The 13853-nt window shown below is 59.3% G+C and carries 9 protein-coding genes; 5 read left to right on the top strand and 4 right to left on the bottom strand.

Features of this window, described 5'->3' with window-relative positions; translation table 11 throughout:
* Positions 1-11: 11 nt before the first annotated feature.
* A complete protein-coding gene (locus tag TU84_RS15070; protein WP_048370235.1) occupies positions 12-935 on the bottom strand; it encodes a 1-aminocyclopropane-1-carboxylate deaminase/D-cysteine desulfhydrase in 924 nt (307 codons plus the stop codon).
* Positions 936-1129: 194 nt separating this feature from the next.
* Between TU84_RS15070 and mrdA the strand changes: the two genes are divergently transcribed.
* Positions 1130-3025: a penicillin-binding protein 2 gene (gene mrdA / locus TU84_RS15065; protein WP_048370234.1), complete on the top strand. Its 1896-nt coding sequence runs from the start codon at positions 1130-1132 to the stop codon at positions 3023-3025.
* Positions 3026-3135: 110 nt separating this feature from the next.
* Here mrdA and TU84_RS15060 read toward each other — a convergent pair whose 3' ends face one another.
* Positions 3136-5184: a c-type cytochrome gene (locus tag TU84_RS15060; protein WP_048370232.1), complete on the bottom strand. Its 2049-nt coding sequence runs from the start codon at positions 5182-5184 to the stop codon at positions 3136-3138.
* Positions 5185-5451: 267 nt separating this feature from the next.
* Between TU84_RS15060 and TU84_RS15055 the strand changes: the two genes are divergently transcribed.
* Positions 5452-6447, top strand: a complete 996-nt coding sequence (locus TU84_RS15055) for a GlxA family transcriptional regulator (RefSeq protein WP_048370230.1) — start codon at positions 5452-5454, stop codon at positions 6445-6447.
* 96 nt (positions 6448-6543) lie between these two features.
* Here the strand turns inward: TU84_RS15055 and TU84_RS15050 are convergent, their stop codons facing one another.
* On the bottom strand, positions 6544-7884 hold the full coding sequence (locus TU84_RS15050) for an MFS transporter (RefSeq protein ID WP_048370228.1): 1341 nt from the start codon (positions 7882-7884) through the stop codon (positions 6544-6546).
* Between the two features lie 148 nt (positions 7885-8032).
* On the bottom strand, positions 8033-9244 hold the full coding sequence (locus TU84_RS15045) for a M24 family metallopeptidase (protein ID WP_048370226.1): 1212 nt from the start codon (positions 9242-9244) through the stop codon (positions 8033-8035).
* Positions 9245-9488: 244 nt separating this feature from the next.
* Here TU84_RS15045 and TU84_RS15040 point away from each other — a divergent pair, with 244 nt between their 5' ends.
* The 3 genes from TU84_RS15040 (at position 9489) to TU84_RS15030 (ending at position 13850) form a co-directional block, all read left to right on the top strand.
* Positions 9489-10187, top strand: a complete 699-nt coding sequence (locus TU84_RS15040; protein WP_048370224.1) for a response regulator transcription factor — start codon at positions 9489-9491, stop codon at positions 10185-10187.
* A complete protein-coding gene (locus tag TU84_RS15035) occupies positions 10187-11536 on the top strand; it encodes a HAMP domain-containing sensor histidine kinase (protein ID WP_048370223.1) in 1350 nt (449 codons plus the stop codon). Before TU84_RS15040 ends, TU84_RS15035 begins: the two co-directional genes overlap by 1 nt.
* A gap of 73 nt (positions 11537-11609) precedes the next feature.
* Entirely contained in the window at positions 11610-13850 is a 2241-nt protein-coding gene (locus tag TU84_RS15030) for a TonB-dependent siderophore receptor (protein WP_048370221.1), read from the top strand.
* Positions 13851-13853 lie beyond the last annotated feature (3 nt).

Genomic DNA, 13853 nt, shown 5'->3' with positions numbered 1-13853 from the left:
GGGGGTGGTGTTTACGAAGCGAAGGCAAACCCCCGGCGGCCTTGCAAGCCGCCGGTGTGCACGAACACCAGACGTTGCCCCCGGCCGATGCGCCCCTGCTCAACCGCCGCTTTGAGCGCCATCAAGGCTTTGCCGGTGTAAAGAGGCTCCAGCGGCAAGCCACTGGCCGCTTCACTGGCCTGGATAAACGCCAGCAAATCTTCATCTACCTTGGCAAAGCCGCCACGACTGGCGTCGATCAGTTCAAAATCGCGCCCGACATGCCCCGCTGCCTGCAAAATTGCTTCGATTTGCGGGGCGACACCATGATCGTCCGGCACCGCCAACGCGCCGTACACCTTGTGCTGCCCCGCCTCACCCAACACCAGGCCGGCCAGGGTGGTGCCCGTACCGGCCGCCAGCCACCAGGCGTCGTAGTCGTCCCAACCTGGCGCCGCCAGTTGCTCACGCACTTGATGCACCAGGGTCATGCAGCCCCGCGCACCCGGCAGCCCACCGCCGCCTTCCGGAACCGGCTGCAATCCAGGGTATTGCGCCTGCCAGGGCGCCCAAAAGCCCGGTGCATGCCGCGCCCGATAACCGGCAAAGCCCAGCCAATGCAGGTGCATGCCATAGCGTTCAAGGTCCAGTGTGGTCGGGGTCTGTTGCGGGTGGCCGCGCAACAGACCGACCGTCGTAAAATCAAAGCGCTTGCCCGCCGCCGCCAACGCATGCAAATGGTTCGAATGAGCCCCGCCCAGGCTGATCAAACCCTGTGCGCCTGCGGCGTGCGCGGCTGTCAGGTGCTCGGTGAGTTTGAACCACTTGTTGCCACTGATCAGTGTGTCGATCTGATCCAGGCGCAAGACCGCCACCTCGACACCGGCCTGTTGCAGCCAATCCAGGTGTAAGCTCTGCAACAGCGCGCGCGGGCGCCAGTCAATCAAAGGCAACATCGCCATCGTTCCCCTAAAAGGAAGCGAGTTTACAGCAGCCCGCCGCATCAGCAGACTGTCGGCTTTGGCTGAACAACCGACCAATAAACCGACTTGAATCCCAGCTTCTTGGTAAGGTGTGCGCCGACTTTTGTTGCCCGTTATCGTCCTGCGGGCTGCTGCACTTTTGTTTACTGACATGAGACACCCGGAACATGCCCGAGCCGATCCCTCTTAAAGATCACGACACCGAGAAACGGCTGGTCAATAAAAGACTGATTGCGTGCGCCCTGCTGGTCCTGGCGATCAGTTGCACGCTGATCGGCCGCCTGTATTTTCTGCAAGTCACCGAGTTCGACTACAACTCCACCGTGTCTGAAAACAACCGGGTTCACGTGCTGCCCATCCCGCCGGAACGCGGCCTGATCTATGACCGCAACGGCGTGCTGCTGGCGGATAACCAGCCCAGCTTCAACATGACCATCACCCGTGAACGCGCTGGCGACACCGCCAAGGTGCTGGACAACGTGATGAGCATCCTGCACTTGCCGGAAGAAGACCGCGCGGTATTCACCAAAGCCATGAAGCAGGCCCGGCATCCGTTTGACCCCTCGACCCTGCTCTACGAGCTGACCGAAGAGCAAATCGCCCTGCTGGCGGTCAACCAGTACCGTTTGCCGGGTATTGATGTCGAAGCCCAGTTCGTACGCCATTACCCGCAGGGCGATCACTTTGCCCATTCGGTGGGCTATGTCGGGCGCATCAACGAGAAAGAAGCCAAGCAACTGGACCCCACCGAGTATCGCGGTACCCAGTCGATTGGCAAAACCGGCATCGAGCGCTTTTACGAGCACGAACTGCACGGCCAGGTGGGTTTTGAAGAAGTCGAGACCAATGCCCAGGGCCGGGTGATGCGCGTGCTGCGCCACCACGACGCAGTGGCGGGCAAGAACATTGTCCTGAGCCTGGATATCCACCTGCAAGAAGCCGCCGAAGAAGCCTTGGGCGACCGTCGCGGTTCCATCATCGCCATCGACCCGAAAACCGGTGAAGTGCTGGCGATGGTCAGCAAGCCCAGCTTCGACCCCAATCTGTTTGTGACCGGCATCAGCTCCAAGGATTACTCGGCCCTGCGTGACTCGGTCGACAAACCCCTGTTCAACCGGGCCTTGCGCGGCCTGTATGCGCCGGGCTCGACCATCAAGCCTGAAGTGGCGATTGCCGGTCTGGACAGCGGTGTGATTTCAGCCTCGACGCGGGTCTTCGACCCCGGCTATTTCCAACTGCCCAATGTTGACCACAAATACCGCAACTGGAACCACAGCGGCGACGGCTGGGTCGACTTGAATGCGGCGATCATGCGCTCCAACGACACCTACTTCTATGATCTGGCGTCCAAGCTGGGCATTGACCGTATGCACGACTACATGTCGATGTTCGGCCTTGGCCAGAAAGTCTCGATGGACATGTTTGAAGAGTCGTCAGGCTTGATGCCGTCCCGCGAATGGAAGCGCAGCACCCGCCGCCAAGCCTGGTTCCCCGGTGAAACGGTGATTCTGGGCATTGGTCAGGGCTACATGCAGGTCACGCCGCTGCAACTGGCGCAAGCCACCGCATTGATTGCCAACAAAGGCGTGTGGAACCGTCCCCACTTGGCCAAGACCATCGACAGCACCCCACCGGTCGATGAAAACCCGATGCCGAACATCGTGCTGCACGACCCCAAGGAGTGGGAACAGGTTAACCACGCGATGCAATTGGTGATGCATGACCCGCGCGGCATCGCTCGGGCGGCGGCACAGGGCGTGCAATACCGGATCGCCGGTAAAAGTGGTACGGCGCAAGTGGTGGCGATCAAGCAAGGTGAGCGCTACGACCGTTTGAAAACTGCCGAGCGCAACCGTGACAACGCCTTGTTCGTCGGCTTTGCCCCGGCAGAAGACCCGCAAATCGTGATTTCGGTGATGATTGAAAACGGTGAAGCCGGTGGCCGCGTAGCTGGCCCGGTAGTACGTAAAGTGATGGACGCCTGGTTGCTGGACAACCACGGCGTGCTCAAGCCGCAATACGCCAGCCCACAGGAAAAACCTCACACCACCCCGCACGTTTGATATCACGCGGTCTTTGACGACTGGCGAATGCCCTGTAGGAGCGAGCTTGCCTCGCGATCTTTTGATCTTTTAAAAGATCGCGAGACAAGCTCGCTCCTACACGGGTTTACTCAGTAACGCGCATCCACCGGTTTACCGCCCTTGGGCCAGTCCTTGGCCTTGTCGACGAAGTCTGGCCGGGGTTTGTGCGAGAAGTACTCGGCCACGTCCACCGCGTCCTGATCTGACAAGCCGCCCTGCCCCAACGGAAAGTTCGCGTGAAAACCGATCGGCATGTTGCGCTTAACAAAGGCCGCCGCCGTGTAGGTACGCGCCATGCCCGCGCCGATATTGAACGACTCATCGCCCCACAACGGCGGGTACACATAGCTGCCATCCGCGTGTTTGAGGCCTTGGCCGTCATCACCGTGGCACACGGCGCATTGCTGCACATACACCACTTTGCCGTTGTCGACATTGGGCTTGATGCCCGGGTCGATCTTGCCGACGCCACGGCCCGCCACTTTATCGCCGGGGGCGGTGTTCATTTTCATCCAGTCGAAATACGCCACCATGGCCTGCATGTCAGGGGACGCAACCGGCAGCGGCTTGCCGTCCATCGAGCGGCGGAAACAGCCGTTGATCCGCTCCTCCAGAGTGATTTCCTTGCCCGCACGCGGCGCATATCCCGGAAAGAACGCGGACACGCCCACAAACGGCGAGCCATCCGCCACAGTGCCCGCATTCAAGTGGCAACTGGTGCAATTGAGCGCATTGCCGACGTTATCCGGGAGCAAAGCCTTGGTTTGCAAGTGCAGACGCATGCCGCGCACCACTTGATCGGCGTTGGATGCGCTTAACAAATTGGCCAGACGCGGGGTTTCAAAGGCGCTGGAATCAGTGGTCTGCGGATCGAGTTGCTTGCGCATCTTGGCTACTTGCGCAGGCTTGATGGCCGCGGCGTCATTGCCCCAACTGCTGCGCACAAAGCTCAGGATTTCAGCGATTTCGGCATCGCTCAGCCTCGCGAAGCCGGGCATGGTGTAGACCCGTGGATGAGCCGCCGTTTGCGCGGTTTGCCAGCCGGTCAGGGTGATATGCAACAACGAGGTCGGGTTAGGCGAAAGGATGCTCGGGTTGCCATTTAAGGGCGGGAAGATACCTTTGACCCCGCCGCCGTCCGGGCGGTGGCAGTCGGCGCAAAACTGCGTATAACCCAGCCCGCCACGGGTGCTGAACAAGGTCTCAGGGGCGAGCGCCGGGGCGTTGGCCACTGCGGGCATCGGCAACTCGTCCTTGCCTGCTGGCAACGATTTCAAATAGCTGGCAATGGCCGTCAGGTCAGCATCGGTGAAATGCTGGGTGCTGTGGTGAATCACATCGACCATGTTGCCCGAGACCGTGGCGAAGCGGTTTTGCCCGGTCTTGAGCAATTGCACGGTGTCATCAACCGTCCACAGGTTACGCAGGCTCAGCGCTTGCCACTCCTCGACCGTCTCGCCAGCCAGGTAGTGCTTGCCACTGTTGCCGGCATCGCTCATGGCTTTTTCCTGGAAAGCCAGCCCGCGCGGCGTATGGCATGAGCCGCAGTGCCCAAGCCCTTGCACCAGATAGGCGCCACGGTTGATCACGTCAGTCCTGGCCGGGTCAGGCACAAACGGCCGGGTATCGAGGAACATCATGTTCCACAACGCCAGGCCCCAGCGCTGATTGAACGGGAAGCTCATTTCAGACTCTAGGTTGGCGTTTTTGACCGGGGTTACGCCCTGCATCAGGTAGGCATACAAGTCCTGCATATCGCCTTCGCTCATCTTCGCGTAAGACGGGTACGGCATGGCCGGGTACAGGTGTTGCCCACTCGGGGTCACGCCTTTGCGCATCACCTCATCAAACTGCTCAAAGCTGTAGTTGCCGATACCTGTGTCGCGGTCAGGGGTGATGTTGGTCGAGTAAATGGTCCCCATCGGGGTTTTCAGCGCCAGACCACCAGACATGGGCGCCGCGCCTTTAGCGGTGTGGCAAGCGATGCAGTCACCCAGTTGGGCAACATACTGGCCGCGCTCGGTCTGCGTGGATTGGGGGGCGCTGCCAACTGCCGGAGTCGGCTCATTGGCGCAGGCTGCAAAGGTACTCATCAGCGTCAGACCGGCTATGGCCAGACGCGGGAAGGTTAAAACCATGACGTTATTCCTTTAAGGCGCCGACCTGGGGTGGACCCCTCGGTGCGGACCATTATTTTTATGAACTCCTCATGGGTGGTTGTACCTGATAACAAAATGACATCACTTGACCCGGATCACACCACACGCCGCAACGCACGTTCATCTGCTGGCATAACAAATGCTTGGCTACGCTCCAGCACATTGCAGATTGTTTAAATGGGACTGCAACGAACTGCGAAAACCCCGACGCTAGACGCGTCCTGGAGCGTAAGAAGGAACCTTGGAATGCCAGCACCTGTTACAGGCTCGTCGATTAATGTGCCCACGGCGAAAACCGTGGGTTTTTTAGTGATACCGAACTTCACCACTATCGGTTTTGCCTCGGCGATTGAGACCCTGCGCATGGCCAATATGGCGGCGCGGCGTGAGTTGTTCCGCTCGGTGATCATTGCCCCCAACCTGGACCCGGTGACCGCCAGCAACGGCATGCGCATCCTGCCCGACTACGCCATTGGTGACGCACCAAAACTGGACATATTGCTGGTGGTGGGCTCAAACCCGATCGTGTCTCACCTCAGCAGTCGGCCTTTGCTTAACTGGTTGCGCAAGCTGGCCCACGAAAAAGTCACCCTGGGGGGCATTTGTACCGGCAGTTACTGGCTGGCCCGTGCGGGCTTGCTCAAGGGCTATCGCTGCACCATCCACTGGGAAGACATTGAGACCCTCAAAGATCACTTCCCCGGAATCATCATTTCCAACCAGTTGTTCGAAATGGACCGCGATCGCTTCACCTGTTCCGGCGGCGTCGCGTCCATGGACATGACTTTGCAATTGATCGCCCGTGAACCGGGTGGCCGGGAGATCGCCGCCCACGCTGCCGAACTGCTGTTGTGCGATCGGGCCCGAGGCGCGCAAGAGCAACAACGCGTGCCTTTACGGCAAAAGCTGGGGACTTCGCAGCCCAAGCTCAGCCAGGTAGTGGCGATTATGGAGGCCAACCTGGAAGAACCGGTCAGCCTTGAAGACTTGGCCCGGTTCAATGACGTGTCGGTGCGCCAGTTGGAGCGCCTGTTCAACAAACACCTGCAACGCACGCCAAGCCAGTACTACCTGGAACTGCGTCTGGCCCGCGCCCGTACCTTGTTGCTGCGCAGTGAGTCGCAAGTGCGTGACATCGCCCTCGCCTGCGGCTTTGTCTCGGCGGCGCATTTCTCCAAATGCTACAGCCGCCTATTCGGTGTCTCGCCGGTTGGCGAGCGTAAGCAAGTGGCGTTGCACTGATCCCGCAGACGTAGAAGCGAGCTTGTCGCGCGATCTTTTGACTATTTAAAAGATCGCGAGGCAAGCTCGCTCCAACAGAAACCCGCGCGTTTTTTGTTAATCCTGCAATGCCTTGTACGCGGTCTCGCGGCTGGCGAGCATTGCGATCAAGGCCACGGCGGCTGCCGCCAACAAGTACCAGGCCGGGGCCATTTTGTTGCCTGTCAGCTGGATCAGCCAGGTCGCGATAAACGGCGCGGTGCCGCCAAACACGGCATTGGCGATGTTAAAGCTGAAGGCAAAACCGCTGAAGCGCACCCGTGTCGGGAAAATCTCGGCCAGGAAACACGGCAAGGTGCCGTCGTTCATCGCCAGAATCGCCCCGAAAGCGATCTGAATCATCAAAATCACCACCAGCGACGGGTTACCGAGCATCCCGAACAGCGGAAAGGTCAGCAGCAAAAACAGTACCGATGCCGCCACCAGCATGGTCTTGCGGCCGTATCGGTCGGACAGTTTGCCCATCAGAAAGATCAAGCCGATATAGGTCGCCAAAGACACGGTAGAAGCGATAAATGAATCGCTTTCACTCATGCCCATTTCTGTCGACAGGTAGGTCGGCATGTAACTGAGCAACAGGTAAAACGCCACGGCATTCAAGCAGGTCACGCCGATCCCGATGACCACTGCACGGCGATGCACCGTGAGCAATTCGCGAATCGGCGCGTGGGTCGCGCATTCCTTGGCCTCCAGACGTTTTTCCATCTCCAGGAACTTGGGTGAATCCTGCAAGCTCACGCGGATATAACGCCCGACCAGACCAAACGGCGCGGCCAGCAAGAACGGCAAGCGCCAGCCCCAGTCGTGGAGGTTTTCAACGGTCATGAGCGCATGCAGCCCCGCGACAAATATCGCACCGAACAACAGCCCGGCGGCGGTGCTCGCCGGGACAATGCTGGTGTAAAAGCCGCGTTTGCCCTGAGGGGCGTACTCGGCCAAAAACGCCGAAGCCCCCGCGTACTCACCGGAGGCCGAAAAACCCTGCACCAGCCGGATCAACAACAGCAGCGCCGGAGCCCACAGGCCGATGTGGTTGTAACCCGGCAACAAGCCAATGCAAAAGGTCGAGACAGTCATGATCAGAATCGACCAGGCCAAGGCGCTGCGACGCCCGTATTTGTCGCCAAAATGGCCCCATACCAACCCGCCGATGGGACGCACGATAAACGACAGCGCAAACACCGCGAAGGTTGCCAGCAGACCGGTTGCCGCATCGGTCTGCGGGAAGAACGTCAAGGCGATGATGGTCGCCAGATAGCCATACGCAGCGTAATCAAACCACTCGACAAAATTGCCCAGAAAACTGGCGGTGGCGGCGCGGCGCAAGGCCTTGCGTTCACTGCTGAGTTCGAGCTCTTGTTCGGCGGTCAGGGAAAGCGTGGACGAGACGGTGGACATGACAAATACCCTCATTGTGTTCTTGTTGGCAGGGGTAATGGGTCAGAAACGCTGCGCGTCTAAGGCGCGCATGCGTTGAGCAGGGCTTTGTAGTCGCTGCCGCAGGCTGCGATGGGTTGCGCAGCCTGCGGCAGCGGATAAAAGTGTTCTATTTCTTGATGATGTTGTGCTGCGGGCCATACGGGAAATGGGTGATGTTTTCACCGCCCTGTTCGTTCACGATCAAAATGTCGTGTTCGCGATAGCCGCCGGCACCGGGGCGACCTTCGGGAATCATGATCATCGGCTCAATCGACACCACCATCCCGGGCTCCAGCACCGTGTCGATGTCTTCACGCAGCTCCAGCCCGGCTTCACGCCCGTAGTAGTGGCTCAAGGTGCCAAACGAATGGCCGTAACCAAAGGTGCGATATTGCAGCAAATCGTGTTCCAGAAAGATCTCATTCAACTGCCGGGCAATGTCCGAGCAGCGCATGCCCGGCTTGATCAGCTTTAACCCGGCCTCGTGCACCTTGACGTTCACTTCCCACAGGCGCAGGTGTGCGTCAGAGCAATGATCCAGGAACAACGTACGCTCCAGCGCGGTGTAATATCCGGCAATCATCGGGAAGCAGTTCAGGCTCAGAATGTCGCCTTTGTTGACCTTGCGAGTGGTCACCGGGTTGTGTGCGCCATCGGTGTTGATGCCGGACTGGAACCAGGTCCAGCTGTCCATCAACTCAGAGTCCGGGAAGGTGCGGGCAATTTCCCGGACCATGGCCTGGGTCGCATGCAGCGCCACTTCGTATTCCGGCACCTGATCGGCCAAGGCTTCGACAACCGCCGCGCCGCCGATATCGGCGATACGCGCACCATGACGAATAATCGCGTGTTCTTCGGCCGATTTGATCATGCGCAGGCGCATGCAGGGGGCGGCGATGTCGACAAACTCTGCTTGCGGGTAACGGCTGGCGAGCTTGTCGCGATTGAGCAAATTCATGTGATCGAACTCGATCCCGATGCGCCCGGCCTTGGGCAACGCTTGCTGGATGGCGACAAAGTAGTTGTCGCGCTGCCAGTCGGTGTAAACGATGTTGTCGGTGCCCATGGTCCGGCGCCAGGGTTGGCCGCCATCGATGTTGGCGCTGATGGTTACTACGCGGTCCTGCGTGACCACCAGTGCGTAGTTACGGCCAAACGAGCAGTACAGGAAGTCACTGTAATAGTTGAGGTTGTGGTACGAGGTAAACACCGCTGCATCGATATTGTTCTGCGCCATGTAGGCACGCAGCTTGGCCTGGCGATGGGCGTACTCCTGGGCCGAGAACGTTGGGGTGACTTTTTCGCCGTTCTTGATCTGGATGGTTTTAGGCATTTGCATGTCAGGTACCCTTGTCGGTGATCGCACTTGAAAGCCGCCTGCGGGGCCGGCCGTTGAGGATCATTCGAACAGAAGCAAGACCGCCCTTTTTGTGCGAATCCGACCTGTAGTTGATCAGATCCGCTGTGCATCCACCGGGCTAGACAGATGACAACTGTCATCCTGTCCGTCATAGCAATTGCACAGCATCGGTATTAGTGGGATATTCGCGAATGTGAAATATTCTCATTGATACCTTTCTCCTATGCCTAGCCCCACCCACTTGCTGTTGGTCGAAGACGATTTCCGGCTTCGCCACGACCTCGAACGTCATCTGTTGCAGCGCGGCTTTACCGTCACCAGTTGCCCGGATGGCATTCAGGGCCTCAACGCACTGCAACAACGCCCTTTTGATCTGGTACTGCTGGACATCATGTTGCCAGGCATCGACGGCTTGTCACTGCTCGAAGCCCTGCGCAGCCAGCAAAATGTGCCGGTGATGCTGATGTCGGCCCTGGGCAATGAACAGGACCGCATCACCGGCTTTACCCGTGGTGCCGATGATTACCTGCCCAAACCCTTCAGCCTGGCCGAACTGGACGCGCGCACCGATGCGCTGCTGCGGCGCATGGCCATGTTCAAGCCAGTTGCGGTTGAGCGTCAGCACGGCTCAATAATCTTTGATGAGAGCGCCCAAGATGTGCTGCACAACGGCCAACTGGCCGGGTTTACCGGCTCGGAGTTCAGGCTGCTGCTCACTTTGCATGAACACGGCGGCGAACCCTTGAGCAAGGCGTTTCTATATCAACAGGTGTTGCACCGTATCTACACACGGCTGGACCGTGGCCTCGACGTGCACGTGTGCAATGTCCGGCGCAAGCTGGCGGCGATCGGCGCGCAACATATTCAGATCCAGTCGATACGCGGCCAGGGCTATATTCTGGTCGACACGGAAAAACACTGATGCGCCGTCACCCCTTGCTGTGGAAGCTGGCGCTGTTACAAGTCAGTTTTTGTTTGCTGCTGACCTGGATCATCTGGATCTGGGGCCTGTCGACTGAACGCCAGACCTACTTTCTGACGCCTGAAGAGCGCGATTACCTGGCCGAGTATGCCCAGCAAGCCGAAGACATTTGGCAGCAACAGGACCGTGACGCACTGCAGCGCTTTACCCGGCAAGTTGCCGCCAAAGAGAACACCTGGGTCACGGTGCTGGGGCCGCACCTGGAAAGCTTGAGCAACACCCCGCTGACGCCCGAGATTTATCGCCAGCTGACCTTTATGCGCCAACTGCATTGGCCCATGAGCCGACGCCTGCAAGACGAACTGCCCTATGTCAGCATTCCGTTCCCCACGCATCCCGAGCAAGGTCAGTTGGTTATCCAGTTGCCCGAGCGCCTGTTGCCCAGCGGCCTCACGCCGTGGACCCATGTGCTCAGTCACGGCGTGATGCCAACCTTGCTCGCCGCACTGCTCGGCCTGCTGCTGTATCGAAACCTGGTGGTGCCACTCAATCGCTTGCGTGATCGCGCCGATGCCTTGCGCGCAGATGACCTGGACAGCGAAGTGCCTTTGCCGTTGATCAAGCGCCGCGATGAGTTGGGCGAGCTGGCTCAAGCCTTCGAACATATGGCCAGCCGCTTGCGCCAAAGCCTGAATCAGCAGCGCTTGTTGTTGCGTACCCTGAGTCACGAATTGCGCACACCGCTGGCACGTCTGCGCATCGCCCATGACAGCCGGTTACCGGCGCAGCAGTTGCGCCAGCGACTGGACCGCGAAATCGACGACATGCAGCGCTTGCTCGAAGACACCCTCAACCTGGCCTGGATGGACACCGAGCGCACGCAACTGCCCAGCGAGCCAGTCCTGGTGCTGTCGGTGTGGGAAGCCTTGTGTGAAGACGCCTGCTTTGAAAGTGGCTGGTCAGCCGAGCGTTTGCCTTGCCTGTTGGGCACCGAGTGTTACGTGCAAGTGCACCTCGACAGCCTGGCCCAGGCCCTGGAAAACCTGTTGCGCAACGCCATTCGCTATTCACCGCCAGATGGCAGCGTCACCCTCAGCGGCTGGCGCGAAGGCGATGCCTGGCATTTATGCCTGCAAGATCAGGGACCCGGCGTGGCAGAAGAAGACCTGCTTAACCTGTTTGCGCCGTATCAGCGACTCAAAGGTTCGATTGGGGAAGGGTTTGGCCTGGGCCTTGCCATTGCCCAGCGCGCCATCGAGCTGCAACAAGGGCGCTTATGGGCGACTAACGGCGAAACCGGTCTGTGCATGCACCTGTTGCTGCCGGCCCAGAAGTGTTTAGAAAGTTAATGCGCTTTACTCTCAATTAGCAGTCATTATCATTCGTGATCTTCTTGTATCTGGTTGTCTCGGAGATCACCCGATGTCGTTACATGCGCTGCGCCCTTTCGCCCCTTTTGTGTTGTCCAGTTGCTGGCTGCTGACCAGTTCCGTTCAGGCTGCGACTCAGGACACCACGCCTGCGGCGCTGGAACTCGAAAACACCAACGTCGTCGCCACTGCGCTGGAAGAAACCAAGCAGATGCCCGGTGTGTCGATCATTACCGCAGAAGACATCAAAAAGCGCCCTCCGGCCAATGACCTGTCCCAGATCATTCGCACCATGCCGGGGGTCAACCTGACGGGCAACTCCACCAGCGGCCAGCGCGGCAACAACCGCCAGATCGACATCCGTGGCATGGGCCCGGAAAACACCTTGATTCTGGTGGATGGCAAGCCGGTCAACAGCCGTAACTCCGTGCGTTATGGCTGGCGCGGTGAGCGGGACAGCCGCGGCGACACCAACTGGGTGCCGGCCGATCAGGTCGCACGCATAGAGGTATTGCGTGGTCCCGCCGCTGCCTTGTACGGCAACGGTGCTGCTGGCGGTGTGGTCAATATCATCACCAAACAGCCGGGGGCTGAAACCCACGGTGAGGCCACGGTCTACAGCAACTTCCCGACCCACAAGGATGAAGGCGCCACCGAGCGCATGAGTTTCGGCCTGAACGGCCCGCTGACCGATAACCTGAGTTACCGGGTTTACGGCAACATCGCCAAGACCGACCCGGATGACTGGGACATCAACCAGGGCCACGAATCGCTGCGCACCGGCAACCAGGTCGGCACCCTGCCCGCTGGCCGTGAAGGCGTGCGCAACAAAGACGTGAACGGCTTGCTGAGCTGGCACCTGACCCCGCAGCAGACTCTGGAGTTCGAAGCGGGCTTCAGCCGCCAGGGCAACATCTATACCGGCGACACGCAAAACACCAACAGCAACGCTTACGTAAAAAGCCTGCTGGGCCATGAAACCAACCGAACTTACCGCGAGACTTATGCGCTGACCCATCGCGGTGAATGGGATTTCGGCAGCAGCATGGCTTACCTGCAATACGAAAAAACCCGTAACACGCGGATCAACGAAGGCTTGGCCGGGGGCACCGAAGGCATCTTCAGCAATAGTGGCTTCTACACCGCCGTGCTCAAGGACCTGACCGCCCATGGCGAGCTTAACTTGCCATTGCACGCAGGGCTGGATCAGACCTTGACCCTGGGCACCGAGTGGACCCAGCAAAAACTCGATGACCCCAGCGCCAACACCCAACTGACCACCGAAGGAGGCGCGGTTCCGGGCTTGACCAGCACCAACCGCAGCACCAGCTCCTCGGCGCAGATTTTCTCGCTGTTTGCGGCTGACAATATCGAGCTGCTGCCCGGCACCATGCTGACCCCGGGCTTGCGCCTGGATCACCACAGCATCGTGGGCAACAACTGGAGCCCATCGCTCAACCTGTCACACGAATTGACCAACACCGTAACCCTTAAAGCCGGTATCGCCCGAGCCTACAAGGCACCCAACCTGTACCAGTTGAACCCGGACTATCTGCTGTATAGCCGCGGCCAGGGTTGCTACGGGCAAACGACCAGTTGCTACCTGCAAGGCAACGCCGACCTCAAGGCTGAAACCAGCGTCAACAAAGAGTTGGGCATTGAGTACAACAACGAAGGCGTTGTCGCAGGTTTGACCTACTTCCGCAACGACTACAAAAACAAGATCGAATCCGGCCTGTCACCCATCGGCCAGGCCGTGGGCGGTACCGGCGAATATGCCAATGCAGGGATCTATCAGTGGGAAAACGTGCCCAAGGCTCTGGTTGAAGGCCTTGAAGGCACCCTGACGCTACCGCTGTCAGCGCAAGTGACCTGGACCAACAACTTCACCTACATGCTGCAATCGAAAAACAAGCAAACAGGTGATTACCTGTCGGTGACCCCGCGCTACACCCTGAACTCGATGCTGGACTGGCAGGCCACCCAAGACCTGTCGCTGCAAGCCAGCGTGGCCTGGTACGGTAAACAGACGCCGAAAAAATTCGATTACCACGGCGAACGCGTCACGGGGACGTCCAACAACCAGCTGGCACCTTACGCCATCGCCGGGATCAGCGGCACCTACGCCATCACCCGTCACCTGAGCATCACCGCAGGCGTCGAGAACCTGTTTGACAAGCGCTTGTACCGCGAAGGCAACGCCCAAGGTGTGGCCAATATCGAAGGCGCCGGTGCCGCGACTTACAACGAACCGGGCCGTACGCTGTTCACCAGCCTGACCGCGTCGTTCTGAGCC

This window comes from Pseudomonas helleri (assembly GCF_001043025.1).
GTDB classification, from domain to species: domain Bacteria; phylum Pseudomonadota; class Gammaproteobacteria; order Pseudomonadales; family Pseudomonadaceae; genus Aquipseudomonas; species Aquipseudomonas helleri.
This window is presented reverse-complemented; position numbering and strand designations above follow the sequence as displayed.

Excerpts from the sequence above, each read along its gene's own strand:
- TU84_RS15070 (WP_048370235.1), bottom strand. The coding sequence starts at position 935 with ATGTTGCCTTTGATTGACTGGCGCCCGCGCGCGCTGTTGCAGAGCTTA.
- mrdA (WP_048370234.1), top strand. The coding sequence starts at position 1,130 with ATGCCCGAGCCGATCCCTCTTAAAGATCACGACACCGAGAAACGGCTG.
- TU84_RS15060 (WP_048370232.1), bottom strand. The coding sequence starts at position 5,184 with ATGGTTTTAACCTTCCCGCGTCTGGCCATAGCCGGTCTGACGCTGATG.
- TU84_RS15055 (WP_048370230.1), top strand. The coding sequence starts at position 5,452 with ATGCCAGCACCTGTTACAGGCTCGTCGATTAATGTGCCCACGGCGAAA.
- TU84_RS15050 (WP_048370228.1), bottom strand. The coding sequence starts at position 7,884 with ATGTCCACCGTCTCGTCCACGCTTTCCCTGACCGCCGAACAAGAGCTC.
- TU84_RS15045 (WP_048370226.1), bottom strand. The coding sequence starts at position 9,244 with ATGCAAATGCCTAAAACCATCCAGATCAAGAACGGCGAAAAAGTCACC.
- TU84_RS15040 (WP_048370224.1), top strand. The coding sequence starts at position 9,489 with ATGCCTAGCCCCACCCACTTGCTGTTGGTCGAAGACGATTTCCGGCTT.
- TU84_RS15035 (WP_048370223.1), top strand. The coding sequence starts at position 10,187 with ATGCGCCGTCACCCCTTGCTGTGGAAGCTGGCGCTGTTACAAGTCAGT.
- TU84_RS15030 (WP_048370221.1), top strand. The coding sequence starts at position 11,610 with ATGTCGTTACATGCGCTGCGCCCTTTCGCCCCTTTTGTGTTGTCCAGT.